Annotated in this window: 27 protein-coding genes and 1 tRNA gene; 21 read left to right on the top strand and 7 right to left on the bottom strand. The window is 66.9% G+C overall.

Going from position 1 to position 26,093, the window contains the following annotated elements:
- Positions 1-12 precede the first annotated feature (12 nt).
- The gene (locus U1872_RS08220) at positions 13-954 is read left to right on the top strand and encodes a FecR family protein (RefSeq protein WP_332792397.1); all 942 of its coding nucleotides are present in this window, start codon (positions 13-15) and stop codon (positions 952-954) included.
- Positions 923-3,304, top strand: a complete 2,382-nt coding sequence (locus tag U1872_RS08215; RefSeq protein ID WP_443025363.1) for a TonB-dependent receptor — start codon at positions 923-925, stop codon at positions 3,302-3,304. Before U1872_RS08220 ends, U1872_RS08215 begins: the two co-directional genes overlap by 32 nt.
- An 11-nt stretch (positions 3,305-3,315) precedes the next feature.
- Here U1872_RS08215 and U1872_RS08210 read toward each other — a convergent pair whose 3' ends face one another.
- Positions 3,316-5,535: a penicillin acylase family protein gene (locus U1872_RS08210; protein WP_332792395.1), complete on the bottom strand. Its 2,220-nt coding sequence runs from the start codon at positions 5,533-5,535 to the stop codon at positions 3,316-3,318.
- Between the two features lie 56 nt (positions 5,536-5,591).
- Here U1872_RS08210 and U1872_RS08205 point away from each other — a divergent pair, with 56 nt between their 5' ends.
- The 5 genes from U1872_RS08205 (at position 5,592) to U1872_RS08185 (ending at position 13,732) form a co-directional block, all read left to right on the top strand.
- Positions 5,592-6,851, top strand: coding sequence for a metal-dependent hydrolase family protein (locus U1872_RS08205; RefSeq protein ID WP_332792394.1), 1,260 nt, complete (start codon positions 5,592-5,594; stop codon positions 6,849-6,851).
- A 151-nt stretch (positions 6,852-7,002) separates the two neighbouring features.
- Complete coding sequence (locus U1872_RS08200; RefSeq protein ID WP_332792393.1) at positions 7,003-8,205, top strand: efflux RND transporter periplasmic adaptor subunit; 1,203 nt, start codon at positions 7,003-7,005, stop codon at positions 8,203-8,205.
- A 6-nt stretch (positions 8,206-8,211) separates the two neighbouring features.
- The gene (locus tag U1872_RS08195) at positions 8,212-11,400 is read left to right on the top strand and encodes an efflux RND transporter permease subunit (RefSeq protein ID WP_332792392.1); all 3,189 of its coding nucleotides are present in this window, start codon (positions 8,212-8,214) and stop codon (positions 11,398-11,400) included.
- Positions 11,397-12,920 carry an efflux transporter outer membrane subunit gene (locus U1872_RS08190; protein WP_332792391.1) on the top strand — a complete coding sequence of 508 codons (1,524 nt, stop codon included), beginning with the start codon at positions 11,397-11,399 and terminating at the stop codon, positions 12,918-12,920. Before U1872_RS08195 ends, U1872_RS08190 begins: the two co-directional genes overlap by 4 nt.
- On the top strand, positions 12,917-13,732 hold the full coding sequence (locus U1872_RS08185) for an HpcH/HpaI aldolase/citrate lyase family protein (protein ID WP_332792390.1): 816 nt from the start codon (positions 12,917-12,919) through the stop codon (positions 13,730-13,732). The genes U1872_RS08190 and U1872_RS08185 overlap by 4 nt, the downstream gene beginning before the upstream one ends.
- Positions 13,733-13,844: 112 nt before the next feature.
- On the opposite strand, the gene U1872_RS08180 is transcribed toward U1872_RS08185, so the two are convergent.
- From U1872_RS08180 to U1872_RS08170, 3 genes are read right to left on the bottom strand one after another with little or no spacing between them, the layout of a single operon-like run.
- Complete coding sequence (locus U1872_RS08180) at positions 13,845-14,711, bottom strand: S-methyl-5'-thioadenosine phosphorylase (protein ID WP_332792389.1); 867 nt, start codon at positions 14,709-14,711, stop codon at positions 13,845-13,847.
- Positions 14,708-15,052, bottom strand: coding sequence for a hypothetical protein (locus tag U1872_RS08175; RefSeq protein ID WP_332792388.1), 345 nt, complete (start codon positions 15,050-15,052; stop codon positions 14,708-14,710). Before U1872_RS08175 ends, U1872_RS08180 begins: the two co-directional genes overlap by 4 nt.
- Positions 15,052-15,675 carry a DNA-3-methyladenine glycosylase family protein gene (locus tag U1872_RS08170; RefSeq protein ID WP_332792387.1) on the bottom strand — a complete coding sequence of 208 codons (624 nt, stop codon included), beginning with the start codon at positions 15,673-15,675 and terminating at the stop codon, positions 15,052-15,054. The genes U1872_RS08175 and U1872_RS08170 overlap by 1 nt, the downstream gene beginning before the upstream one ends.
- Positions 15,676-15,747: 72 nt before the next feature.
- Here U1872_RS08170 and U1872_RS08165 point away from each other — a divergent pair, with 72 nt between their 5' ends.
- A complete protein-coding gene (locus U1872_RS08165; RefSeq protein ID WP_133186893.1) occupies positions 15,748-16,065 on the top strand; it encodes a 2Fe-2S iron-sulfur cluster-binding protein in 318 nt (105 codons plus the stop codon).
- Positions 16,066-16,182: 117 nt separating this feature from the next.
- Here U1872_RS08165 and rlmB read toward each other — a convergent pair whose 3' ends face one another.
- Complete coding sequence (gene rlmB / locus U1872_RS08160) at positions 16,183-16,929, bottom strand: 23S rRNA (guanosine(2251)-2'-O)-methyltransferase RlmB (RefSeq protein WP_332792386.1); 747 nt, start codon at positions 16,927-16,929, stop codon at positions 16,183-16,185.
- A gap of 223 nt (positions 16,930-17,152) precedes the next feature.
- Here rlmB and U1872_RS08155 point away from each other — a divergent pair.
- Positions 17,153-17,239 (top strand) — tRNA-Tyr (locus tag U1872_RS08155).
- Positions 17,240-17,243: 4 nt separating this feature from the next.
- Here the strand turns inward: U1872_RS08155 and U1872_RS08150 are convergent.
- Together U1872_RS08150 and U1872_RS08145 are read right to left on the bottom strand one after the other, a co-directional pair.
- Positions 17,244-18,482: a tyrosine-type recombinase/integrase gene (locus U1872_RS08150; protein ID WP_332792385.1), complete on the bottom strand. Its 1,239-nt coding sequence runs from the start codon at positions 18,480-18,482 to the stop codon at positions 17,244-17,246.
- On the bottom strand, positions 18,482-19,138 hold the full coding sequence (locus tag U1872_RS08145; protein WP_332792384.1) for an Arc family DNA-binding protein: 657 nt from the start codon (positions 19,136-19,138) through the stop codon (positions 18,482-18,484). Before U1872_RS08145 ends, U1872_RS08150 begins: the two co-directional genes overlap by 1 nt.
- Positions 19,139-19,275: 137 nt before the next feature.
- Here U1872_RS08145 and U1872_RS08140 point away from each other — a divergent pair, with 137 nt between their 5' ends.
- The 12 genes from U1872_RS08140 (at position 19,276) to U1872_RS08085 (ending at position 25,942) form a co-directional block, all read left to right on the top strand.
- Entirely contained in the window at positions 19,276-19,488 is a 213-nt protein-coding gene (locus tag U1872_RS08140) for a helix-turn-helix transcriptional regulator (protein ID WP_332792383.1), read from the top strand.
- Positions 19,489-19,695: 207 nt separating this feature from the next.
- Positions 19,696-20,058 carry a hypothetical protein gene (locus U1872_RS08135; protein WP_332792382.1) on the top strand — a complete coding sequence of 121 codons (363 nt, stop codon included), beginning with the start codon at positions 19,696-19,698 and terminating at the stop codon, positions 20,056-20,058.
- A complete protein-coding gene (locus tag U1872_RS08130) occupies positions 20,055-20,270 on the top strand; it encodes a hypothetical protein (RefSeq protein ID WP_332792381.1) in 216 nt (71 codons plus the stop codon). Before U1872_RS08135 ends, U1872_RS08130 begins: the two co-directional genes overlap by 4 nt.
- Positions 20,267-20,746, top strand: coding sequence for a hypothetical protein (locus U1872_RS08125; protein ID WP_332792380.1), 480 nt, complete (start codon positions 20,267-20,269; stop codon positions 20,744-20,746). The genes U1872_RS08130 and U1872_RS08125 overlap by 4 nt, the downstream gene beginning before the upstream one ends.
- Complete coding sequence (locus U1872_RS08120; RefSeq protein ID WP_332792379.1) at positions 20,743-23,217, top strand: DUF927 domain-containing protein; 2,475 nt, start codon at positions 20,743-20,745, stop codon at positions 23,215-23,217. The genes U1872_RS08125 and U1872_RS08120 overlap by 4 nt, the downstream gene beginning before the upstream one ends.
- Positions 23,207-23,803 carry a hypothetical protein gene (locus tag U1872_RS08115; protein WP_332792378.1) on the top strand — a complete coding sequence of 199 codons (597 nt, stop codon included), beginning with the start codon at positions 23,207-23,209 and terminating at the stop codon, positions 23,801-23,803. Before U1872_RS08120 ends, U1872_RS08115 begins: the two co-directional genes overlap by 11 nt.
- 334 nt (positions 23,804-24,137) lie before the next feature.
- Positions 24,138-24,572 (top strand): hypothetical protein, encoded by a 435-nt coding sequence (locus tag U1872_RS08110; RefSeq protein ID WP_332792377.1) that lies wholly within the window; start codon positions 24,138-24,140, stop codon positions 24,570-24,572.
- A complete protein-coding gene (locus U1872_RS08105; RefSeq protein ID WP_332792376.1) occupies positions 24,569-24,883 on the top strand; it encodes a hypothetical protein in 315 nt (104 codons plus the stop codon). The genes U1872_RS08110 and U1872_RS08105 overlap by 4 nt, the downstream gene beginning before the upstream one ends.
- On the top strand, positions 24,870-25,112 hold the full coding sequence (locus tag U1872_RS08100) for a hypothetical protein (protein ID WP_332792375.1): 243 nt from the start codon (positions 24,870-24,872) through the stop codon (positions 25,110-25,112). The genes U1872_RS08105 and U1872_RS08100 overlap by 14 nt, the downstream gene beginning before the upstream one ends.
- The gene (locus U1872_RS08095; protein WP_332792374.1) at positions 25,109-25,333 is read left to right on the top strand and encodes a hypothetical protein; all 225 of its coding nucleotides are present in this window, start codon (positions 25,109-25,111) and stop codon (positions 25,331-25,333) included. Before U1872_RS08100 ends, U1872_RS08095 begins: the two co-directional genes overlap by 4 nt.
- On the top strand, positions 25,330-25,497 hold the full coding sequence (locus U1872_RS08090; protein ID WP_332792373.1) for a hypothetical protein: 168 nt from the start codon (positions 25,330-25,332) through the stop codon (positions 25,495-25,497). The genes U1872_RS08095 and U1872_RS08090 overlap by 4 nt, the downstream gene beginning before the upstream one ends.
- Positions 25,490-25,942, top strand: a complete 453-nt coding sequence (locus U1872_RS08085) for a hypothetical protein (protein ID WP_332792372.1) — start codon at positions 25,490-25,492, stop codon at positions 25,940-25,942. The genes U1872_RS08090 and U1872_RS08085 overlap by 8 nt, the downstream gene beginning before the upstream one ends.
- Positions 25,943-26,093: the final 151 nt, after the last annotated feature.

Below are 26,093 nucleotides of genomic sequence, written 5' to 3'. Positions count from 1 at the left end.
GAAGCGCACATCGTGGATCGCGCCATCGACTGGCATTTGCGCCAGGCCGATATGGGCGATGCCGACTGGCACGCTTTCGTCGCGTGGCTCGAGGCCGACCCCGCGCATGCGCGCGCGTTCGACGCGGTCGCGCTCGATCTGGCGCTGCTGGGCGAGCGCGCTGATCTCTATCCGGCGGATGCGGTGCCCGAAATCGAAACCGTGGTGGACCAGCTCGTCGTGCCGGCGCGTCGTCGCCGTGTCTGGGCGTGGGCCGGCGCTGGGGTTGCGGTGGCCGCGGCGGCGAGCCTGACCTTGATCGTCACGCCGATCGGCGGCGCGCGCAGCGACCCCTATGCGGTCGAGACGAAGCCCGGCCAGCGTCGCGACATCGCCTTTGCCGACGGCACGCGGATCGAGCTCAATGGCGCGACGCGGCTGCTGCTCGATCATGGCAATGCCCGCATCGCGACGCTCGAGACGGGGGAGGCGACCTTCCACGTCCGCCACGATGCGCAAGATCCGTTCACCGTCCACTCGGGCGCGCTGGTCGTGCAGGATGTCGGGACGGTGTTCAATGTCGCGCGTGACGGCCCGCGGCTCGACGTGCAGGTTGCCGAAGGAGAGGTATTGTTCCAGCCGAAACGCGAGGCGGTCACGCTGCGCGCCGGCGGTTCGGTGGTCGTGCGCGAGGATCTCGGCAGCCTCGCGGTGGGCAAGATCGACATTGCCAAGGTCGGCGCGTGGCGCAACCGCACGCTGACCTCTTCGGGCGAGCCGTTCGGCCGGGTCGCCACCGCAGTGATGCGGATCGACGGCGTCATGCTTTCGATCGACTCCCGCTTGTCGCAGCAGCCCTTTACCGGCATGGTTCGCCTTTCGGGGACGGCGGCGCAGGATGTTCCGCATCTTGCGGCTTTGGTTGGGGCTGAGTGGCATTACGATGGCGAGCGGTGGTCTATCTCGCCCCGATGATCGATTCCGCACGATTGCGGCCGCTGCCTTCATCTTCTTCGCCACGCTACCCGGCATCGCCCGGGCCGAATCTGCACCGATCGCGATCGGCGCGCAGACGCTCGACCACGCGCTGACCGCGCTCGCCGCGCAGAGCGGCTTCGACATCATCAGCACCGAGCCGGGTCTGTCGCGCGTCCGCACCGGCGGCGTCCGCGGGGCGATGACGCCGCGCGACGCGCTCCGCCGGCTGCTCGACGGCACCGGCTATCGCGCGATTGCGGTCGATGCGCGCAGCTTCCGCATCGTTCGCGCGGTCGACGCCGCGCCGCGGCGGCACGTGCCCCGCCATCGCGTCGCGCCCGACGCCGAGCAGGACGACATCGTCGTCACCGCCAGCAAGCAGGGCTCGACGCTGCTGCGCTTCCCCGGCAGCGCGTTGCTGGTCGGTGGCTTCGCGCCGGGGGCGCTCGCGACCGGATCGGTCGACATGGACGACGTCGCCCGCGCGACGCCGGTGTTGCAGAACACCGAGCTCGGCGCGGGCCGCAACAAGATCTTCATCCGCGGCATCGCCGACAGCAGCTTCAATGGCCCGACGCAATCGACCGCGAGTCTCTATTTCGACGAGGTGCCGCTGGGCTTTGCCGGTCCCGAACCGAGCCTCAATCTCTACGACATGAAGAGCGTCGAAGTGCTCGAGGGGCCGCAAGGCACGCTCTACGGATCGGGCGCGATCGGCGGGATCATCCACCTCACGCCGAATTCGGTCGATCTCGTCGGCACCGCCGCGTCGCTCAGTGGCGGGCTGACCGCGACGCAGGGCAGCGCGGCGGGGTTCGATCTGGCGGGGATGGTCAACGTGCCCGTGCTGCGCGACAGGGTCGGGCTGCGGGTCGTCGCCTATCGCGACCGCGACGGCGGCTATATTGACGATCGCATGCGCAAGCTCGCCAACGTCAACCGCACCGATACGCTCGGCGGGCGGGCGACGCTGTCGATCGATCCCGGCGATGGCTGGAGCGTCGAGCTCGGCGCGCTCGGCCAGCAGATCGACGCCGCCGATGCGCAATATGCCGAGACGATCTTCAGCCGGCTCGAACGCGGATCGACGCTCGCGCAGCCGTACAGCAGCCACATCAAGCTGCTGCGCGGCGTCGTCCGCAAGACGTGGGACAGCGGGCTCAACCTTTTGTCGGCGACCGGCTATGTCGATCTGCGCACCGCCGATACGTTCGACGCGTCGCGCGCGATCGGCGTGACGATGCCGACGGTCTACACCACCGAGCAGGTCGACAAACTGTTCGTCCAGGAAACGCGCCTGTCGCGCGCGGTGCCGGGGCGGATCAGCTGGCTCGTCGGGCTCGCGGTGCTGCGCAACACCGACGTCCAGGCGCGCACGCTCGGCATGCCCAATCAACCGCGCGCGATCATCGGCGTCAGCAATCGCACCGACAGCGTGTCGGGCTTCGGCGAGGCGACCTGGCCGGCCTCGTCGGCGCTCTCGCTGACCGCCGGCGCGCGCCTCACCGCCGCGCGGACCGACGGCGAGCCGTCGGTCACGCCGCGCAGCAACAGCTTCGTCAAGGGCCGCGCGACACGCCGGATCGATCCGACGCTGGCGCTGTCGTGGCTGGTGGCGCCGCGCGTGGCGGTGTTCGCGCGGTTGCAGTCGGGCTATCGCACCGGCGGCCTCGCCGTCGCCGCCGGGATCGGCCGCGTGCAGGATTTCGGATCGGACTCGATCGTCGTCGGCGAGCTCGGTCTGCGCAAGCAGCGCATCGGCACGACCGGGCTCGAGCTCACGGTGGCGGGCTCCTACGCACGCTGGCGCGACATCCAGGCGGATCTCTACACGCGCCGCGGACAGCCCTACACCGCCAATATCGGCAATGCCGATATCGCGGGGATCGAGGCGTCGGGCGACTATGTCCCGCTGCGCGGGCTCCACGCCACCTTCGCCTTTCTCTACACCTACAACGTCGTCGATGGCCCGCTCGCGCAATCGTCGGTCAAGGCCAATCGGCGGCTGCCCGAAACCCCGGCATTCTTGGGCAATGCCGGGTTGAGCTATCGCTGGACGCATGGGCGCTCGTCGACCTTCAGCGTCGGCGCGTCGGGGCGCTATGTCGGGCGTTCGGTGCTCGGCACGGGCGACTTTCTCGACGTCAGCCAGGGCAAATATGGCATGCTCGATGCGCAGCTCGGCTGGCATTGGCGCAATGTCGACGTGACGCTCAGCGGCGACAATCTCGCCAATGCCAGCGCCAACCGCTTCGCGCTCGGCAATCCGACGATCCTCGCCTCGCGCGAGCAGACCACGCCGCTGCGGCCGCGAAACGTGCGGCTGGGGATGTCGGTCGGCTGGTGACCACGCGGGGCTCAGTGATGCGCGATCGGCATGATCTCGCCCGGATGGTAGCGGCCGAGCGCATGTGCCGCGACGTCTTCGGGATAGAAATAGACCGGGCGTAGCGCGCCCGCCGCATAGCGTTCGGCCTGGTCGGTAAAATGCGGCGAGGTCGGATTGCCGCTCTCGCCGCCCGCAGTCACCGCCCAGGCGCGCAGCCGCGGGCCGAATTCGACCACCGCGACGAAGCTGTTGCCGCTCGATCCGTAGAGCTTCCTGGTGCCCGGATACGGCCGCACGCCGAACGAGGCGAGGCTGCCCCATTGCGCCGAGGCGAAGGGCACGGGGATGCTCGGGGCGGCGTCATCGAAATGCGGCTCGATCGAATCGTCGAGCCGCTGGAAGCGGTTGATCGTGCCCCAGCCGATCCGCCAGTCGCCAAAGTCGCGCACCAGCTGGTCGGCCGCCTCGCCGAGCGCCTCGAGCTTGCGGGTGTCGGTCACGCTGGTCGCGATGTAGCGCGGGACGTTGATCTGCTCGGCCTGGACGAAGCTGCCGACGTCGCGCCACATCCGCCCGGCCCACAGTACGCCGAGCGTCGTGCCGACCGAATCGGCGCCCCAGCGATAGTCCCAGCCGCGCAGCACGCCGACCGGCCCGGCCAGTTTTCCGCGGCGCGGGTCGCCCGCCGGCAGCGCGTCATACGCCTTGAGCAAGGGCGGGATCAGCGTCGCGAAGGCGGGCATGTAGCTGTCATAGGCGGCGGCAATCAGCCGCTCGGGCGTGAAATCATGGCGTCCCTTCAGCAGCAGGTCGGCATGCACGCCGCGCTGATTCTCGCCGAACGTGTCCATGTAGCGCGGATAGTCCTTCGCCCGCGGGCTGTCGGGCCCGGCGGCGCCCCATGGCGAATCATTGGTGTTGCGTGCCCAGCCGACCCCGGGGTTGATCGCGTTGGGCAGCGACGCGACGCTGTGCAACCCCTTCCAGTCGGTCGCCGGATCGGCGCCGTCGACGGTCTGCGCATAATCGAAGCGATCGTCGCGGACCGGCACGAATTGCGGGTGGAGATAGGCGATCTCGCCCTTGGTATCGGCGAACAGCGTGTCGTTCGAAGAATTGGCCTTGCGTTCGGCGACCTGCATGTAGCTCGCCAGATCGTGCGCCTTGGTGCGCAGCCAGCTCTGCTCGAGCGCGGGGACGGGCTTCCACATCAGGCTCTGCGCGATCCACTTGCCGCCGCGCTCGGCGATGATCGGTCCGTGCGGCGAGGCATAGGTGGTGAAGCCGCGCGTCGCCATAGTGCCGTCGGGCTGGCGATAGGACAGCGTCACGCGCGACGGCGTGAGTGGGCGGATCGTGCGACCGTAGCGATACGAGGGAATGCCGCGCGGCCGGCTGATATCCTCGGCAAAGCTGTCGACATTGTCGACGCCCGACGAGGTGTGCATCCACCCGGCCTGCGCGTTGAAGCCCTGATAGATGAAGAACTGTCCCCAGGTGGAGGCGCCATAAGCGTTGAGCCCTTCGCCGCTCGTCATCTGCAGTTCGGCGCGGAAATAGAAGCTGGTGTGCGGGTTGATCAGCAGCAGCGCGTGGCCGTCGACGGTGTTCTTGGGCGCGATCGCGATGCCGTTCGATCCGCGCGGCTCGCGCGGGAGCGGCCCTGCATCCTCGCTTGCGACGACGACGCTCTTGCCGCCGTAGAATGCGGCGAGATCGGGCAGCGAGATCCGCTCGATGTCGCCGCCGATGCTACCCTCGGTAAAGGACAGCGCCATCCACGGCTCGAACCGCGTGAGCACCTTGGGATGCACGCCGGGGTGGCGCGCAAGATAGTAGTTCAGCCCGTCGGCCCACGCCGTCATCAGTTTCTGAAGGTAGACGGGGCTCTTGCGATACTGCGCCTGGAGCACCGCCGGGTCGACGAACAGCCGCTGGCGCAGATCGGCCCAAAGCGCCGCTTCGCCCTGCGCCTCGGCGGTGCGGCCGAGCGCGGTCAGATAGTTCGCCTCGATCCGGCTGAAATCATCCTCGGCCTGCGCATAGATTGCGCCGAACACCGCGTCGGCATCGCTCTTGCCGACGACATGCGCGATCCCCCACGTATCGCGCGTGATCGTGACGCGCGCCGCTGTGGCGCGCCAGCGGGCGGTCTCGTCGGCCACGGGGGCGGGCACCGGCGCGGCTGCGATCAGCAGCACGGCGGACAGAGCGAGCAGGTTGCGCGGGGAGCGGGTCAGTCTATCCATGCAGCGGAAGCTATCGGGCATCGTCGGTGGCGACAATCGCCCATGGAGACGCCGCGATGAAATCCGTGACTGCCCTTTTGCTGCTCGCGCTCGTCGCCGCCGCGCCGACGCCCGCACCGGTTCGCACCACGGTGCTGCGCCCGGCGGCGGTGTTCGACGGCGTCGATCCGGTCGCGCATCCCGGCTGGCAGGTGCTGGTGCGCGGCGATCGTATCGTCGCGGTCGGGCCTGATCTGGCCGTGCCCGCAGGCGCCGAAACGATCGACCTGCCCGGCGAAACGCTGATGCCGGGGATGATCGAGGGGCATGGCCACCTCTTTCTCCATCCCTATGACGAGACGAGCTGGGACGACCAGGTACTCCACGAGCCGCTCGCGCTGCGCACCGCGCGCGCGGTGGTGCAGGCGAAAGCGACGCTGCTCGCGGGCTTCACCACCGAGCGCGATCTCGGCACGGAGGGGGCGGGCTATGCCGATGTCGGCCTGCGCCAGGCGATCGCGAGCGGGATCGTGCCCGGTCCGCGGCTGATCGTCGCGACGCGCGCGATCGTTGCGAAGGGCGCTTATGGCCCCAAGGGGTTCGAGCCCGGACTCGCCATCCCGCAGGGCGCCGAGGAAGCGAGCGGCAGCGACGACCTCGTCCGCGTCGTCCGCGCGCAGATCGCGGCGGGGGCCGACGTGGTGAAGCTCTATGGCGACTATCGCTGGGGGCCGGGGGAGCCGAGCCGCCCGACCTTTTCGGCGGCGGAGATGAAGGCCGCGGTGGAGGCGGCGCACGATGCCGGGCGCACGGTCGCGGTCCACACCGCGACGCCCGAGGGGATGCGCCGTGCGATCGCTGCAGGCGTCGACACGATCGAGCATGGCTACGGCGGCACCGCCGAGATCTTCCGCACGATGGCGGCGCGCCATATCGCCTTGTGCCCGACGCTCGCCGCGTCGGATGCGGTCGCGCGTTATCGCGGCTGGAGCGGGAGTGCGCCGGTCCCCGAGGCCGTGGCGCAGAGCCGCACCGCCTTTGCGCTGGCGCGGGCCGCCGGCGTGCCGATCTGCATGGGCGGCGATGTCGGCGTCTTCGCGCATGGCGACAATGCGCGCGAGATGGTCCTGATGGTGGGGGCCGGCATGCCGGTCGCGCAGGTGGTGATCGCCGCCACCTCGGGCAATGCCGGCTATTTCCACCTTGCCGATCGCGGCGCGATCAAGGTCGGCCTGCTCGCCGATCTCATTGCCGTGCGCGGTGATCCGACGCGCGAGATCGCGGCGGTGCAAAAGGTCGGCTGGGTGATGAAGGGCGGGGCGGTGGTCCCGCGCTAGACGCCGCGGCGCAGCGTTTTTCGCAGACCCTCTTGCAATGCAGCATGAGCGATCGCATTTTGTCGGCAACACTGTGCAGACCAGTCGTGGCGAGCAGGGTCGCTGCGACGGAGTTGGCGTAAAGCCACGCAGTTCGTGGGGACTGACGCCGATGACGATGCTTCCGAGCCCGATGCGCTCGATCCTGATGGGTGGTGCTCTGCTCGTCCTTGCAGGGTGCTCCAAAAGCGCTCCGCCCGCGCCCCCACCGCCACAGGTCACCGTCGCCGCGCCGCTCCAGCGCAACGTCGTCGACTGGGACGAATATGTCGGGCGTTTCGAGGCGATCCAGGATGTCGAGCTGCGCCCGCGCGTCTCGGGCACGATTGAATCGGTGCTGTTCGCCAACGGCCAGCGCGTGCGCACCGGGCAGGCCTTGTTCACGATCGATCCGCGGCCCTACCAGGCCACACTCGCCCAGGCCCGCGCGCAGACCGCCAAGGCGCAGGCCGCGCTGACCAATGCGCGGTCCGAGCTGGCGCGGGCCGACAAGTTGCTGGCCGCCGAGGCGATCAGCAAGGAAGAATATGAGACCAAGCTGGCGACGGTGCGCAGCGCGCAGGCCGATCTCGGCGCGGCCAATGCCAATGTCGCGGCGGCGCAACTCAACCTCGGCTTCACCACGGTGCGCTCGCCGATCACCGGCGTCGTGTCGGACCGCCGCGTGAGCAAGGGCAATTACGCGACCGAGGCGACGACGATCCTGACGCGCGTCGTGTCGACCGACCCGATCTGGTTCTCGTTCGACGGCGCCGAAAGCTTCTACCTCAAATATCTGCGCCAGGCGAAGACCGGCGAGCGTGGCTCGTCGCGCAACACGCCCAATCCCGTCGACGTCCAGCTGGCCGACGAAAGCGGCTATCGCTGGCACGGGCGGATGGAATTCGTCGACAATGCGGTCGACCCCAATTCGGGCACGATCCGCGCGCATGCGGTGATCGCCAACCCCGACGGCTTCCTCACCCCCGGCCTGTTCGGCCGAGCGCGGCTGCTCGGTTCGGGCACCTATGCCGCGCTGCTGGTGCCCGACGAGGCGGTGATCACCGATCAGACGCGCAAGCTCGTCTATGTCGTCGGCAAGGACGGCAAGGCGATCCAGCGCCCGGTCGAGACCGGTCCGCAGGTCGAGGGCCTGCGCGTCATCAAGTCGGGGCTCGCCAAGACCGAGCATGTCGTGGTGGAAGGCATCACCACGCTCCAGCCGGGAATGCCGGTCAAGGCGGTGATGAGCGTGATGAAGCCGCGCGCGGCCAACACCGCGCCTGCCACGCAACCCGATTCCGCGCCGCCCGCATCCGATGCGACGGCGAAGTAACGGCGCGTGAAGTTCCCCCATTTCTTCATCGAGCGCCCGATCTTCGCGGCGGTCCTGTCGATCCTGATCGTCGTGTTCGGGGTCGTCGCCTATCCGGGGCTCCCGGTCGCACAATATCCCGAGATCGCGCCGCCGACCGTCGTCGTGACCGCGACCTATCCCGGCGCCAATGCCGAGACGCTCGCCGAAACGGTTGCCGCGCCGCTCGAGGAATCGATCAACGGCGTCGAGAACATGATCTACATGTCCTCCTCGTCGACCGGCGATGGCGCCTTGTCGATCACGGTGACCTTCAAGCAGGGCGTCAACGTCGACCAGGCGCAGGTGCTGGTGCAGAACCGCGTCTCGACCGCCGAGCCGCGTCTGCCCGACGACGTCCGCCGCGTCGGCGTGACGGTCGCCAAGAATTCGCCCGACATCCTGATGGTGATCGCGCTGACCTCGCCCGACGGGTCGCTGTCGCAGCAATATGTCTCCAACTATGCGACGACGCAGCTGATCGACCGGATGGCGCGAATCCCCGGCGTCGGCGGCGTGCGCGCGTTCGGTGGCCGCGACTACAATATGCGCGTGTGGATCAACCCCGATCTCGCCGCGTCGCGCAACCTGACGACCGACGAGATCGTCGCCGCGATCCGCGCGCAGAACGCGCAGGTCGCGGTCGGATCGGTCGGGCAGCCGCCGTTCAACCAGGGCGGCACCGCCTTCCAGCTCGGCATCCAGACCAAGGGACGACTCAGCAGCCCCGAGGAATTCGGCCAGATCATCGTCAAGCGCGATGACCAGGGGCGGCTGACGCGTCTGCGCGACGTCGCGCGGGTCGAGCTCGGCGCGCAGGATTACGGGATCAACGCGGTGCTCGGCGGCAAGCCGATGATCGGTCTCGCGATCACCCAGCTGCCCGGATCGAACGCGCTGACCACCGCCGACGCGGTCAAGTCGGTGATCGCCGAGGCCTCGAAAAGCTTCCCGCCGGGGATGCAATATCAGATCCCGTACAACCCGACCGAATATATCCAGGCGTCGATCGAGGCGGTGTATCACACGCTGGTCGAGGCGATCGTGCTGGTGGCGCTGGTCGTGCTGCTGTTCCTGCAGAGCTGGCGCGCGACGATCGTGCCGCTGATCGCGGTGCCGGTTTCGCTCGTTGGGTCGCTGGCGATGCTCGCGGCGTTCGGCTTCAGCCTCAACAACCTCTCGCTGTTCGGGCTGATCCTCGCGGTCGGCATCGTCGTCGACGACGCGATCGTCGTGGTCGAGAATATCGAGCGGTTAATGGAGGAAAAAGGCCTCAGCCCGCGCGAAGCGGCGCACGAGACGATGGACGAAGTGTCCGGCGCGCTGATCGCGATCTCGCTGGTGCTGTGCGGGGTGTTCATCCCGACCAGCTTCATTCCCGGCATTTCGGGGCAATTCTACCAGCAGTTCGCGCTGACGATCGTGTCGGCGGCAGTGATCTCGGCGTTCGTCTCGCTGACGCTGTCGCCCGCGCTCGCCGCGCTGCTGCTCAAGCCCAAGCACGATGCCGAGCCGCGCGCCGGCGTGCTCGGCTGGCCGACCAGGTTCGCGCGCGGCTTCAACCGCGGGTTCGAGAAGATCAGCCAGCGCTTCGGCAGGTTCACCGCACGCGCAGTGCGCGCGCTGGCGCTGGTCGGGATCGTCTATGCCTGCCTGATCGGGCTGGCCGGCTGGCGGCTCTATGCCACGCCGTCGGGCTTCATCCCGGCGCAGGACCAAGGCTATCTGATCGCGGTGATCCAGCTGCCGCCGGGCTCGTCGCTCCAGCGCACATCGGAGGTGATGGCCCAGGCCAATGCGATCGCGCTCAAGAATCCGGCGACGCTGACCACGGTCGCCTTCGCCGGGCTCGACGGCGCGACCTTCTCGACCGCGCCGAATGCCGGCGCGATGTTCATTCCGTTGAAGGCGTTCGGCGATCGCAAGAACGCCAACGAGATCGCCAACGAGATGCGCGGCGCGTTCAGTGCGATCCACGGCGGCAATCTGCTCGTCGTGCCGCCCCCGCCGGTGCGCGGGATCGGCACGGGCGGCGGCTTCAAGATGCTGATCGAGGACCGCTCGAACCTCGGCTACAAGGCGCTCGAGGGCGCGGCCTTCGCGATGATGATGAAGGCGAACCAGACGCCAGGGCTGATCAGCACCTTCACCACCTTCAACACGCGCACCCCGCGGCTGTCGGCCGACGTCGACCGCGAGCGCGCCGAACAGCTCGGCGTGCCGGTGGCGAACGTCTTCTCGACGCTCGGCACCTATCTCGGCGGGACCTACGTCAACGACTTCAACTATCTCGGCCGCACCTTCCGCGTGACGGCGCAGGCCGACGCGCCGTATCGCGACCAGACGTCGGACGTCGGGCACCTCAAGACGCGCTCGGCGGCGGGCAACATGGTGCCGCTCGATTCGGTGATGACGCTCAAGAACGACAGCGGGCCGTATCGCGTCGTGCGCTACAACCTCTATCCCTCGGCCGAACTGCAGGGCGACACCGCGCTCGGCTACTCGTCGGGCCAGTCGCTCCAGACGATGGCGCGGCTGGCGGGCGAGACGCTGCCCAAGGGGATGGCGTTCGAGTGGACCGAGCTCGCCTTCCAGCAGCAGCAGGCGGGCAACACCGCGGTGCTGGTGTTCGGGCTCGCCGTGCTGTTCGTCTTCCTGCTGCTCGCGGCGAATTACGAGAGCCTCGTGCTGCCGCTCGCGGTGATCCTGATCGTGCCGATGTGCCTGCTCGCCGCGATCGTCGGGGTGAACATCTTCGGCGGCGACAACAACATCCTGACGCAGATCGGCCTCGTCGTGCTGATCGGCCTTGCCGCGAAGAATGCGATCCTGATCGTCGAGTTCGCGCGCCAGAACGAGGATGCCGGGATGGAGATGCATGAGGCCGCGATCCACGCCGCCGAGCAGCGCCTGCGCCCGATCGTGATGACCTCGATCGCCTTCATCCTCGGCGTGCTGCCGCTGGTGATCGGCACCGGGCCGGGCGCCGAGATGCGCCAGGCGCTCGGCGTCGCTGTGTTCTTCGGAATGATCGGCGTGACGACCTTCGGCCTGCTGTTCACGCCGGCTTTCTATGTCATCAGCCGGACCTTCGGCGATTGGGTCGCGGCGAAGATGCCGCGCCGGAAGGAAACGGCGCCCAAGCGCCTTCCGCCGCCCGAGGAGACGCCGGCATGAAGCATATCGTGACCGTGTTGCCGGCGCTGGCGCTCTCGGGCTGCGTCGTCGGCCCGAACTATACCCCGCCGACGACCCCCGTCGCGGCGACCGGCGGCGGCTTCGTCGAGGGCGGCAAGAGCGCGGCGGTCGCGCTGACCCCGCTGCCCGACCATTGGTGGCGGCTCTACAACGATCCGGTCGTCGATCGGCTGGTCAGCGACGCGCTCGCGCACAATAGCGACATCCGCGTCGCCGCGGCCAACCTCGCGCGTGCGCGTGCCGTGCTCGACGAACAGCGCGGCGCGCGGCTGCCGACGACGGGGCCGAATGCGCAATATACGCGCGGGCAGGCCAATCTCGCCAGCGCGGGGCTCGGCGGCGCGGGTGTCGGCGCCGGCGCCGGCACGGGGACGGGGACGGGGACGGGGACGGGCACCGGCGCTGCTGCTACGCCGCAGACCTTCCAGTACAACAGCTTCAAGCTCGGCTTCGACGCCTCGTACGAGATCGACCTGTTCGGCGGCATCACGCGCGCGATCGAGGCGGCGCGCGGCGACGTGCAGGCGGCGCAGGCGCAGCTCGATGCGGCGCGCGTCTCGGTCGCCGCCGAGACCGCGCGCGCCTATGCCAGCGCGTGCGGCAATGCCTCGCAGCGGGCGGTCGCGCTCGAGACCGTCCAGCTACAGCAACGCACCTTCGCGCTGACCAATACGCTGTTCGATGCCGGCCGCGGCACGCGCCGCGACGTGCAGCGCGCTGACGTGCTGCTCGCGCAGACGCAGGCGACGATCCCCGGCTTCGAGGCCGAACGCCGCGCGTCGCTCTATGCGCTCGCCGTGCTGACCGGACTGCCGCCCGAGCAGGTCGACGCCGCCGCCGATGCCTGCAAGGCGCCGCCGCGGATCGCTGCGGTGCTGCCGGTCGGCGACGGTGCCGCGCTGATCGCGCGCCGCCCCGACGTGCGTGCGGCCGAGCGCACGCTCGCTGCCGATACCGCGCGGATCGGCATCGCGACCGCCGATCTCTATCCCAAGATCCAGTTGCTCGGCTCGATCGGCCTCAACGCCCAGCGCGGCAGCCAGTTGTTCAAGAGCAGCGCGGTGACCTATTCGGCCGGCCCGCTCATCTCGTGGAGCTTCCCCAACCAGACGATCGCGCGCGCGCGGATCCGCCAGGCGCGGGCCGGCGCCGATGGCAGCCTCGCGAGCTTCGACCGCGCCGTGTTGACTGCGCTGCAGGAGGTCGAGCAGGCGCTCGCACGCTATGCCGGCGCGCTCGATCGCAACACCGCGCTGCGCCGTGCCGAGGCGTCGAGCAGCGGTGCGGCCAAGCTGTCGCAATTGCGCTTCGATTATGGGGCGGACAGCTTCCTGCTGTTGATCGAGGCAGAGCGCGATCGCGCCAGCGCACGGGCCGCGCTTGCGCAATCCGATGCGGCGGTCACCGATGCGCAGATCAGCCTGTTCAAGGCGCTCGGCGGCGGCTGGGAAGATGCGCCGGTGCCGGTGCGGCGCGATCCGGTGACGCCCGCGCCGTGAGCGCGATCCGCAGCGCTCTGTTCATGCCCGCGTCGAACCTGCGCGCGATCGTCAAGGCGCGCGGGCTCGACTGCGATGCGGTGATCCTCGATCTCGAGGATTCGGTCGCCCCCGAGAGGAAGGCCGAGGCGCGCGAGCAGGCGATCGTCGTCGCGGCGGAGGGTGGCTTTGGCGACCGGCTGCTGGTGCTGCGCGTCAACGGGCTCGATACTGCGTGGGGCGCGGCGGATTGCCATGCGGCGGCCGATGCCGGCTTCGACGCGGTCCTGCTGCCCAAGGTTTCGGCGCCGGCCAATCTCGCGCTGGCGCGTGCGCTGTTGGGCGACGTACCGCTGTGGGCGATGATCGAGACGTGCGCGGCGATGCTCGCGCTGCCGGCGATCGTCGCGGCGCCTGGGCTGGCGGGTCTGGTCGCGGGGACCAACGATCTTGCCAAGGAGATGCGCTGCACGCCGGGTGCGGACCGGCTGCCGTTGCTGCCGCACCTGACTGCGATCGTCACCGCGGCGCGCGCGCATGGGCTGATCGCGCTCGACGGTGTTTCGAACGTGCTGGCCGATTCGCCCGAGCTCGCGGCGGAATGCGCGCAGGGCGCGGCGTTCGGCTTCGACGGCAAGACGCTGATCCACCCCGCGCAGATCGCGCCCGCCAACCGCGCCTTTGCGCCGTCGGCCGCGCGGGTGGCGTGGGCACAAGCGGTGATCGCGGCGTTCGCGCTGCCGGAGAATGCCGACAAAGGCGCGATCCGGGTTGACGGCGAGATGGTCGAGCGGCTGCATCTCGAAGAGGCCGAGCGGGTCGTCTCAATTTGATGGCGCCCCTCCCCTTCAGGGGAGGGGATGGGGGTGGGGGATGCCTCGCAGAGCGCGGCGTCCGTTACTTCCCCACCCCAACCCCTCCCCTGAAGGGGAGGGGCTTAGAAGCTCAGAGCACCCGCCCGGCCACGGCGTCCAGCATCGCCAGCACCGCTGGATCGCGCGCCTCGGGAGCGGTGATCAGCGCGTAATCGAGCACGGTGTCGAGCGGCGACGCGGTCCGCTCGGCCGGCAGCGCGGCGACCAAAGCGGCGATCGTCTTGCGCGCGATCGCGCCGTTCGCGCCCATCTGCTTGATCACTTCATGCACCTCGACGAAGGCGGCTTCCTCGCGCCAGCAATCATAATCGGTGACCATCCCGATCAGCGCGTAGGGCAGCTCCGCTTCGCGCGCGAGCTTGGCCTCTGGCATCGCAGTCATCCCGATCACGTCGGCGCCCCATTGCCGGTACAGCAGGCTCTCCGCGCGGCTCGAGAATTGCGGCCCCTCCATCGCCAGATAAGTCGCGCCCTTGGCGACCGTCCCGCCCGCGGCATGCACGGCTTCCGCGGCGAAGGCCGACAGGCGCGGGCAGACCGGCTCGGCCATCGAGACGTGCGCGACCATTCCCGTGCCGAAGAAGCTCGACGTCCGCGCGACGGTGCGGTCGATGAACTGGTCGACCACCACGAAATGCCCCGGCGGCAATTCCTCGCGCAGCGACCCGATCGACGAGATCGCGATCAGGTCGGTGCAGCCGCTGCGCTTCAGCGCGTCGATATTGGCGCGGAAGTTGAGCTCGGACGGGCTGATCCGGTGTCCGCGCCCGTGGCGCGGCAGGAAGACCAGCTCGACGTCGCCGATCGAGCCGAACAGCAATTCGTCGGACGGTTCGCCCCACGGCGTGTCGACGCGGCGCCATTCGGGATTCTGCAATGCATCGATCGCATACAGCCCCGAGCCGCCGATGATCCCCAATTTCCATTTGCCGCTCATGCGGGAGTCTCCGTCCATTGATCCAGCCAGGCCTGCGCCTGTTTCGGTTCGCCGACCGCATGTGCGCTGACCGCGCCGCGCGAGGCAAGGAAGCGCGCGTGCAGCGCGAAGGGCTCGATCTGCAACTGGTCGCGCAGCTGGTCGATCGTCTCGCCGAGCTCGGTCAGCTCGGCGACGATCGGCGCCGCCTTGGCGATCTGGGCCTTGTCCTTACCGTGCCCGAACAGCTTCAGCTGCCCGGCGGCGGTCTGCTGCAACGCGCTCAGCAGCAGTGCGTGATAGTCTGCCTCGGTCTCCAATCGGCGCTCGTCCATCCGGGCGAGGCGGTCTGCTTTGGCCATCAAATCACCTTCATGTTGCTCTGGTAGTGATACCACGCGAAGATCGCGGCCGCGCCGCGGTGCGGGCGCCACGGTTCGGCGAGTTCGCGCACCAGCTTCTCGCTCGGCCGCGCCTCGTGGCCGAGGATCCGCCCGATCTCGATCTGCACCGCGAGGTCGCCCGCCGGCCAGATGTCGAGCCGCCCCTCGGCGAACAGCAGATAGATTTCCGCCGACCAGCGCCCGATCCCCTTGACCGCGACGAGCTTGGCGATCGCTTCCTCGTCGTCGGCGGGCAAATTGGCCAAATTGAGTTCGCCGCTCGCCACCAATGCCGAGAGGCTGCGCGCATAGCCGGCTTTCTGCCGCGACAGCCCGGCCTCGCGCAATTGCTCGTCGCTCGCGCGCGTCACGTTGGCGGGGTCCTCGAGATCGCCGATGATCCCCTCGAGCTTGTGCCACACCGATTGCGCGGCCTTGGTGCTGACCTGCTGCCCGATGATCGTGCGCAGCAGCGTGCCATAGCCGCGCGGCGAAATCCGCGGCGCGGGATAGCCCACCGCCGCCATCGCTTTGGCAAAGGCGGGCTCGCGCTGCGCCAGCGCATCCATGGCGGTCTTCAACTGGTCGGCGCTCAGGCCCATGCGGTGATCCCTTGATCGGCGCCGCGTCTGGCGGCATGGCGGTTGAGAAATCGCTATCGCAAAGGACCGTCAATGCCCAAGCTTATCGTCGTGACCCGTGAGGGCGAAGAGCGCGAAATCGAGGGCGAAGCCGGCCTTTCGGTGATGGAAGTGATCCGCGACGCCGGGATCGACGAGATCCTGGCGCTGTGCGGCGGCTGCTGCTCGTGCGCCACCTGCCACGTCCATGTCGACCCGGAGTTTGCGGACAAACTCCCCAAGATGAGCGAAGACGAGAATGATCTGCTCGATTCGTCGGCCGATCGCACCGCGACCTCGCGCCTGTCGTGCCAGCTGCCGATGACCGATGCGCTTGATGGCCTCAAGGTCACGATCGCGGCGGAGGACTAAGCACTCCCCCCGTCATCCCCGCGAAAGCGGGGATCCCGCTGCCTCGCTCCGCAAGTCGAAGAAGCAGCGGGACCCTCGCTTTCGCGAGGGTGACGGGGCGATAGATCCAGCGGCGCGTTACCGCGTCGACACCGCATACAGCGCGATCGCCGCCGCGTTCGACACGTTGAGGCTCTCGATCTTGTCCGAGATCGGCAGCTTGGCGAGTTCGTCGCAATGCGCCGCGGTGTTCTGCCGCATCCCTTCGCCCTCGGCGCCGAGCACGAGCGCGATGCGCTGCGTCCCCATCGCCTTGGCGAGCGTCTGGTTCGAATCGCCGGTCAGCCCGATCCGCCAGAAGCCGGCCTCGGCAATCTCTTCGAGCGCGCGCGCCAGGTTGGTCACGCGCACCCACGGCACCGTCTCGAGCGCACCCGAGGCCGAGCGCGCGATCGTGCCCGATTCGGGCGGCGCGTTGCGGTCGGGCGTGACGATGCCGAGCGCATCGAACGCCGCGGCCGAACGCAGGATCGCGCCGACATTATGCGGATCGGTCACGCCGTCGAGGATCAGCAGCGGGCGCTGGTCGCCTTCACCCTGCTGGAGCAGGTCGGCGAGCCAGATGTCCTCGAGCGGATCGACCTCGATCACCAGCCCCTGATGCGGCGCGTCGCCGGGCACGAGGCGGGCGAGATCGGTCACCTGCGCGTAGACGATCGGGATGGCGGGATCGAAATCGATATTGGCGATCGCCTCGCGCGTCGCCCAGATCTTCCGCACGACGCGCTCGGGATTTTCGAGCGCGGCGGTGACGGCATGGCGGCCCCAGAAGCGGGGACGCCCCGCCGGAGCCTGCGACGGGCGATGTCCGCGACGGCCGGCCATCAGGCGTTTCCGCCGATAAAGCGCGTGGGGAGGGGGAGAGACTGCATTACGAGAACCTTCGGATCGACAAGGCCACTGGGGCGCGAATAGTGCCGCCACGGGTATGCGCCCGACGCCGCGCGTGCAAGCCTTGCGCGATTTGATCGCGAAAGCGACGCTATAGCCGTTGACACGCGCCGATGCGGTCGGCATTGGCACGCCTCGCTTTTCGGAGCGCACCTGGGGACAGGTGGCCGAGTGGTTAAAGGCAGCAGACTGTAAATCTGCCGGAGTTTCTCCTACGTAGGTTCGAACCCTACCCTGTCCACCACCCCTTAAGCTGCTGTTTTACGGCGCTTTATGGGGACAACTGACGTCGAGGCGTCAGGCACAACTTCGACCGCCGTGTGTAGTTCTGGTGTAACAGCGCCAGGAATACCGATGTTGAGCCCGCCGATCGCGTCGTCGATATGCTCGCCGAAAATATGGACGTAGTGGAGGACCATCGCCGCGGTTTTGTGCCCGCTGATCTTCTGGATCGTCGGGACGTCGACCTTCTGTTTCACCAGCGCCGTGATGGCGGTGTGGCGCATGACGTGCGGCGTGCAGAAGGCTGGGTCGAGCCCAGCGCGGATGACGGCACGGGTGAACTGACCGCGCATGTCGCCTCGGTGCGGCGTCTTGCCGCCGACGCGGGCCGCTGGGAAAATCCAGCCGTTCTTGTCCTTCTCCATTTTGCGCTGGCTTAGTAGCGCGTCCCGTAGTGCGACCGTGATGGGCTGCTCGCGTTCGCCGGCCTTGGCCTTGTCGATCCAGATGCGGCAGTGATCGAAGTCGATCTCGTCGTAGCGGCGGGCGACGATCTCGCTGTGCCGCATGGCACAGTTCATTCCGAACATCACGAATAGCCAAGTCCGGCCATCCTGGTCGGCAATAGCGCCCTGCAACAGACGAGCTTGCTGCTCAGGGGTGAGGATTCGGATCTTCTTCCGCTCTTCGCGTGCCTTTGGAATCTCCGGGACATCCTCCCTCTTGATCCACTTCCAACCCTTCGACGCGGCGCGGTTAAGCAGGTGCTGCAGCGTCGAGAACTCGCGGTTCACGGTCGCGTCCTTGGCGCCTGCCTCGACGCGCTTCTTCCGATAGATCTGGAGCCCGAAGGTGCTGAGCTTGTCGAGGCGTTCGGCACCGAGGAGAGGGACTAGGTACTGGTCGAGATGGCGGCGTTTGTTCTTCAGATCTTTGCCGCCGCTCTGCTCCATCTTTTCCAGATATTCAGTCGCGGCCTCCGCCACCGTCCTGTGCAGCTTGCGGCCGGTCGGCAGATCGAGTCGATCCTCGCGCGCCTCTGTGCGCAGCTTCTCGATCAGGCGCTCGGCCTGTTCGCGGGTGACGCCTTCGCTCTCGCGTCCGACGACGCGGTGGATGCGCTGGCGGTCCACCATGACGTTGACGCTATACCGGACGTCTCCGTTCGCCTGGCGCTCTGCCACGATTCCGTGCTCGGCGATCTTCTCGCCTGGCGCGAGTGTGCGAACCGCGGGACGAGTGAGCTTGGCAAACTTAAGGGCCACTAGGGGGCCTTTCCAAACCGAGCCATGGCCATGCCGACGATCGGCATTAACCTCCCCCACACCCGGCTACCGACCTGCTCTTGGCGTAAAAACTGCTGCCAGCCTTCCATGTCGGCATCCGACATATCCGGCAGGGGCGTTGCTCGGGGCGGATTTTCTAAGAGTTCATTTAGCCGCTTGCGCTCAATGCGAGACAGCCGACCAATCACTCTCTCCTTCAACATCAGATCTTCTGCTTCCCGCGCTTGCATGTGACCGACGCGCTGCTCGAGCCCTAGCTCGTTTTCCCAGCGCTTTATGATCTCAAGCCCGTCGTGTGACACGAGATCTTCTAACGTCGGCAGCGGATCAGGCTGTAAAGCGGACATGAGCAAGCCCACCGTCGATTTCACGTATTCCCAAGCTGTGTGGTCCTGATGCCATGCTGTGCCTACCGACTCGGATGCTGCGCTCATCAGGTGGACAATTACGCCCACGACGTCTGCTTGGTCTGCGCCGCCCATTGCCTCGTCCTCGCGAAACGTCCGTTCAAGACGCGCAACGATTTCTGAGTTCAATGATCGACCAGCCCTCTCGGCCGCTTCTTCGAGACTGATGCGCAACTCCTCGCGGAAGCGCAGCTTAAGTTGGACTACCTCTGTTGGCTCGCGGCTCATAAAAAACTCCCTGAACTTACCTAGACCTTCCCGGCGCATCCCGTCAACACCTATGGGGCCAAAAATGACCCCAAGCTATTGCATCTTGATTAGCGCCAGCATATCGTGGGGTCACATCTGGTTCCACGGAGACCGTCATGTTGATCGATCAAGTTCGCGTACGTGTGCTGCCCGACGGGAGAGTTTCTCGCGCTGACGCCGCCGCGTTCTTGGGCCGTAGCCCCAAGACGCTAGCTGAGTGGTTTTCTCGCGGGATCGGCCCGAAGGCTCGGAAAGTGGGAGGGCGCCAGTATTATTACCTGGCCGACCTCGAGGCTTTCACCTCCACCGGCGCGCGCGAGGCGGCGTAACGGTATGCCCGATCCCCATGCACGCTCGCCTAATACGCGAGCGCCCCACCCCACTCAGCAGGTAGGGCAGGGCACCGGATGTCACTTCGCGGGCGACGTCCTCCTCCATACAGAAAATTCCCTCGCAGCGCAATTCGTTGCGGAGCGCTACGCCCTCTCTCTGAGCCGGGCATCGCTGATCGCAGACCTTGCGTTCGAGGTGCGGTCATGACCGTTGCCCATGCGTGCAATCGAACCCAGGGGAACGCCGAAGCCGCCAAAGCGCGGCTCGCCTGTTCGGCACCATGGCGGGACCTTCTCCAGCGCGAGCAGGGCCGGCGTCGCCGGAGCAATCTCCGGCAAGCGGGCAACATAGTCTATCTGCCCGCGCCAATCGCGGCGTATCGCCTGCGCCACACCGCACGCCACACGATTGTCGAGATCGTCTCGCGCGGGGGCCACATCACCCACATCGACCGTAGCGCGACGGCGGCGGCTGCTCGGCAGCTTTTGAGCATGATCTGGGCGGATCACTCTCGACCAGTGCTGCCCGAAGTCGTCGACGGCGTCATGTTCGGCGGTGGCTCATGATCCCCGACGTCTACCTCGTCCTCGAGCAACTCAATCGTGGCCAGTGGCATTCCTATGGCCCGATGATCACCGGCGCGACCGGGGTCGAACCCTATCCGGCGGCTCTAAGCACGGCGCTCGATATCGCCGCCGACACAGGTGCGGGCATCATCAGCCTCGACCTTCATCGCACGCACTTCGTGCTCCTCCAGCCGACGACGGTGTTGCCATGAGCGCGCGGGTCGATTTGGTGTCGAACGAAACTCAGGCCAATCAGATTGCCACCGCCGTAGCGACATGCCGTCTGAAGGCCGACCTTTATTCCAGTCGCGAAGTCGAATTCCTTCGCAGCGTTGCGGGTCGGGATCGTCTTTCGGCCGCGCAGTTCGAATGGCTGTTGGCATTGGCCGAGCGCGAGAGATTGGACTTTCACGCGATCAACACCGCTGCCCTCGGACGGCTGCAGTCCATCTGCGAGCGCTGGCTGCCCGACGGCCTGGTGCGCGGTAATGAGTTCACCGCCCGGAACCCTACGCGGGCGGACGGTGATCTCGGTTCGTTCAAAATCAACTTGAGCACGGGCCGCTGGGCCGACTTCGCCGTGGCGGAGGCGCGGGGCGGGGACCCAATCAGCCTAGCAGCATACCTGTTTCACGCGGGCGACCAGCTCGCCGCGGCGAAAGACCTCAAGCGAATGGTCGGACAATGATGGCGCTCGCAGATCCTTTCGCGCCGATCGCCGAAACGGACACCGCACCGGCAACGAAGCATGTCGCTAAGGCGCAGAAGGTGCCGATTGTCCCGGTTCCCGACGACGCGCCGCCTTGCACGTTCAAGATTCCCGGAAAGGGCGGAGCGCCGACCCAGAAATGGGAATATCGCGATGCGGCGGGGTGCCTGCTCGGGTATGACGCCCGCTTCGAGTATCTCGAAGATGGCAAGCGTTGCAAGGACGTGATGCCGGTCACGTTCTGCCAGGAGGGTGACAAGCAAGCGTGGCGTTCGAAAGGACTGCCTGCTCCTCGACCCCTTTATGGTCTCGATCGACTGGCCCAGCGTCCCGACGCGCCGGTCGTAGTGGCGGAGGGTGCAAAGTCGGCGGATGCCGCAGGTTCGCTGTTGCCCGATCATGTCGCCGTGTCGTGGCAAGGTGGCGCGAATGCGATTAGCCAATCGCACTGGCGCACGCTTGCAGGACGGGATGTGCTGATCTGGCCGGATCGCGATCGGCAACTTGATGTCTTCGGGCAGGAGCGGGCCTATGAGGACCAGCCGGGCACAATTGCTGCCGAAAACATCATCGAGAAGCTGAAGGGCCACGCCGCCTCTATCCGCATATTGGACCTTCGCGAACTTGAGTGCTCCGATGGATGGGATGCTGCCGATGCAGTGGTTGAAGGCTGGGACGTGGAGCGGGCGAGCCATTTCGTTCAGGTACACTCCACGCTGATCGACACGGACGCCCCTGGCACGATCATGCCTTTCGGTTTCGAGAACACCCCGGAGGGTCTATTTTACACGGAGGGCGAGACGCGGCGCCTGTGGATCTGCGGTCGCCTGAAAGTGCTCGCGAAGACGCGGGACGTCGCGGGAACATCCTGGGGCCTGTTGCTCGAGTGGAATGACAGCGACGGGGTGCAGCACCGTTGGGCAATGCCGAAGGGCATGCTTGCCGGCGACGGATCTGCCATCCGAGAAGAACTGCTGTCCCGCGGTTTCGACGTCAGCACCGATTCAAGGGCGAAAGGCCGATTGCTAGAATTTCTCGCGCGCGTCGACACCCCTAGCCGGTCACGCGCTGTTACGCGTGTCGGATGGTCGAACGGCGTGTTCGCATTGCCCCACCTCACATTCGGCGACACCGCCGCGGACCGGGTTCTCTTCCAGAGCACTGACGCGGCGGCACATCAATATGCATCCGCCGGGACCCTGGAAGAGTGGCAAACACACGTCGCGCTGCCTGCGATCGGCAATAGCCGGCTTGTGTTTATGGTCTCAGCGGCGTTCGTCGGGCCAATCCTAGGGCCCGCAACCGAGGAGGGCGGTGGCGTCAACTTCGTCGGCGCATCCAGTTCTGGCAAGACGACAGCGCTAAAAGCCGCGGCAAGCGTGTGGGGGCCCTCGGCGTTTATGCGGACCTGGAAAGCGACCGGCAACGGTCTGGAGGGCGTCGCGGTCCAGCACTCTGAGACCCTTCTGTGCCTCGATGAGCTCGGGCAGCTCGAGCCGAAAGAGGCAGGACAGGTCGCCTACATGTTGGCCAATGGCCAAGGAAAGACCCGAGCCACACGCGCCGGCGGCAGTCGCAGCGCTGCCAGCTGGCGTATCATGTACCTAAGCACCGGTGAGGTTGGTCTGGCTGATCTGGCCCGCGAGGCGAAAGCGTCTCGCGCCCCGCAGGCTGGCCAGGAAGTCCGCATTCTCGACGTGCCGGCCGACGCGGGCCGTGGCATGGGCGTATTCGAGCGTATCAGCGGGGCCGAGACCCCGGAGGCGTTCGCGCGAATGATCAAATCGGCCGCCGCCGAATTCTACGGCACCGCCGCGCTCGCGTATCTCGAAGAGGTGACCGCACTGCGTGACCAGGTTGGCGATATTATCGCCGCCAGTGTGGCGGAGTTCGGCTCGACCTACGTCCCGGACGGCGCGGACGGTCAGGTCGAGCGCGGCGCTAGGCGCTTCGGCCTCGTTGCCGCGGCTGGTGAGCTGGCGATAGCGCTTGGCATCCTGCCTTGGCCGAAGGGTGAAGCGACCGGCGCCGCCGCCGTCATGTTCAAGTCGTGGATTCGGCGTCGCGGCGGGACGGGTGCTGCCGAGGACCGCAACATCATCGAGCGACTGCGCCTGTTCATTGAAGCGCACGGTGACTCGCGGTTCGCCCCGATGATCGAACCGGAGGACGGATTTCATCGCCAGATCCTGAACCGCGCAGGATTTTATAGGAACGCGGTCGATCAGCGCGGCGATGACGCCCGCACCGTGCGGGAATACCTGTTCATGACCGAGACCTGGAAGGAAGTGTTCGCCGGCCACGATATCACGCGGGTGAACAATGTCCTCGTAGACCAAGGCATTCTCGTGCCTGGCGCTTCGAAGCGGTCGCAGTCGATCAACCTGCCAGGTCTTCCGAAGACCCGCTGCTACGTCGTCAACGCGGGGGCCCTTGGCGATGGCGACTGATCTGTTCGCCTCGATCCGCAAGCACGACACCGGGGAATCCACTTCCTTCCGAGCACCTGAACACCTGGAACACCCGATTTTCGACGAGGTGTTCCCTGAAAAACGGCTGATTTCTGCGGCCGGAACACCAAGAACACGTGGAACACCGGAAATCTTTAATAAGCCCGAGACGGTGGCCCGCAGCGTGCTCCTCACCGTTCCCCAGATCCGCGACAGCGACTATCGATGGGTGCCGATCGCGTGGCGTGATGGCCTGGCCAGGCTCAACCGCGTGAATTGTCCGTCGGTCGCCGAGCCTGCCCGGTGGGCCCAGATCGTCCTCGACGCGCACAAGTTCGCATGGGGCTGGAACGACGACACGGCAATCGAGAGTTGGTCGATTGGGAGCTTGTTCGGGTTCGATCAGGCCGAGCCCGATGTTCACAGTCTGATACTCGACATTCGTGGCGGCAACGTGATTGCCTTCAACGTTGATGATCGCGGTCGCCAAATCGCCACGATCGCGCAGCCGGGGAAAGCGCGGTGGCACTACCGCCGCATGAGGGACGACGCCCCGCCGATCTGGACGGTCGGGGGCGAATCGTGAGCGCTTTGGTGAAAAGCACGATGCGCGGGCCTCTAGAATGGGGTGTTCCGGGTGTTCTGGGTGTTCCGTGGCAGAAAAGCGTGGGTTTGCTGGAACACCTGTATCGGTGTGAGGTGTTCTCATGTGTTCCACACATAAAGAGGGCTTCATTCTTGGTGGGGTCCAAGGCGGACTGCCACCGCCCGCCGCTGTCGGCCATGGACGTGCCGAGCTCTCGCCGCGTGCCCGCCGATCCTGCTGCGTGCCGTCCCGTCGGCGCCGCCGTCATCCCGCCGTCTACCGCCCCAATCGCATGCGTCATCCTTGCCCTGGTGACCTCAATGGACAAATCTTCATGACCGAACCCCGTAAACCCGCCGAAAAAACGGAGGACGGCCGCTTCAAGCCGGGCAACCCGGGGAAGCCGCGCGGCGCCAGATCGCGCGCGACGTTGGCTGCTGAAGCGCTGCTCGACGGCGAGGCAGAAGGCTTGACCCGCAAGGCGATTGAGATGGCGAAGGCGGGTGACATGATGGCATTGCGCCTCTGCCTCGAGCGCTTGGTGCCACCGCGGAAGGACCGGCCACTCATGTTCGAGCTGCCGCCGATCGCCAGCCCCCAAGACCATCCGGCGGTCCTCATCGCAGTGATCACGGCCATGGCCGGCGGCGAACTCACCCCGACGGAGGCGACGGCCTTCGCCGCTGTCATGGAGCAGCACCGTCGCGCCGTGGAGACGGGCGACTTGGCTGCGCGAATTGAGGCGCTGGAGAAGGGAACCGCGAAATGATGAGGATGCACGAACGCATAGCCCGCTTGGAGGAACGCCGCCGTGACCGGCCAGACCTTGCTGCCGCCTGCGTGGCCGCTGCAGAGCGTGTCGACGCGACACTCGCCAAATACGCAGCCGGCTTCGATGACGCGGCGGCTACGATGACCCAGGTCGAGCGGGTCAGCCGATTCAGCCCGGCCGAGCATGTCGCTTGGACAATGCGGTTCGCGCCGCGTCCTGCCAGCATCAAAAGGATCATGGATCTGCATTGCCGGCCACTACCCGCCGACCTTTCCGCGAAGTTGGAGATCCTCGATGCGAATTGCTGAACGCCTCGCCCGCCTCGAATCACGTGCTGGACAGGCTCAACCAGGCATGACGCCAGTTGAGATCGACGCCGCGGCGGTCGTGTACGAGCAACGTCTGCGCGAGGACGGCGTGCCCGGCGGTGGCACGATCGAAGCCAGCTTGGCGGGCTGGCGAACGCTGGTTGAGCGCGCGGCGCCCTCGATGCAACGAATTTGGGCCAATGTCGAGCCTTGGGACTTGTACGCGTGAGCGCGGCGCTCAACCGCCGGCTAGCCGCGCTCGAGGGACGCCGCGAGAGCAACATCCCGCGCTACGTCGTCATGTGGAACGAGCACGACGCTGCAGTCGATGCCGGCGACGACACGCACGTGATCCGGGTCGCTTGGGTGTCGCCCGGCCAACCAGCCTTGCTCGTGTTGCCGCATAATCGTCGCGACGAACTGCCAGCTAGGGAAGGGAGCCCAACATGAACCGCTACTTCACGCGCCGCATCGAAGAACTCGAGAAGCGGCAGCCCACGAAGCCCGGCAAGGTTTCGATCATTGGCGAGTTCGATCCAGCCCCGGAGGATGCCGGCTTCGTGATCCGGATCTGCGCGGCGCCGTTCCCAGCGAAGGAGGATTGTCATGCGTGATCTGGCGAAGCGAACCGCCGCGCTTGAGGCTCGGCCACGTCCTGTGTGCGACAGGACGCCTGCGGAACTGCGCCGGTCGGTCAACATTGTCTCCACCATCAAGGCGAGCCTAGTCGCGTTCTACCTTGGCGAATGGCAGCCGGGCGTGGATTCGATGGTGTCGCTCAAGCTGGGTCTCGCCAAGACCACACCGCAACATTGCAAGCCGAGCCTGTGTTCGGCGAGTCAGGCTGCCGAGTATCGATTCAGCGGTGAGCTCGGCATGTGGCATTCGACCGAGCGTCTGAACGCGGCCTATCTCGCCATCGGAGACGACCGTCACGACCTCGTGCGCGGATTTGGCGACCTGCTGTCGCGCGTGGACTTGTTTGACGACCCGGTGCTGGTCAACCTGGAGCGCGAGTATCTCCAGGAGACCACATCCTGCACGGTCGCGGCCGAGTGACCTCGATGCCGCACCTGAAATATGGCCGACGGAACGGCAGGACAGGGTTCTTCCATCGGCTCGGCATCCCCACGGCGCAGCTCGCGCCTATCTGGGTCGGGCCCTATCCGACATGCGAGCGGGCCTTGCGAGCTCACCGACGACTGTTCTG

It is taken from the genome of Parasphingomonas frigoris (genome assembly GCF_036663815.1).
GTDB lineage: Bacteria > Pseudomonadota > Alphaproteobacteria > Sphingomonadales > Sphingomonadaceae > Sphingomonas.
This window is presented reverse-complemented; position numbering and strand designations above follow the sequence as displayed.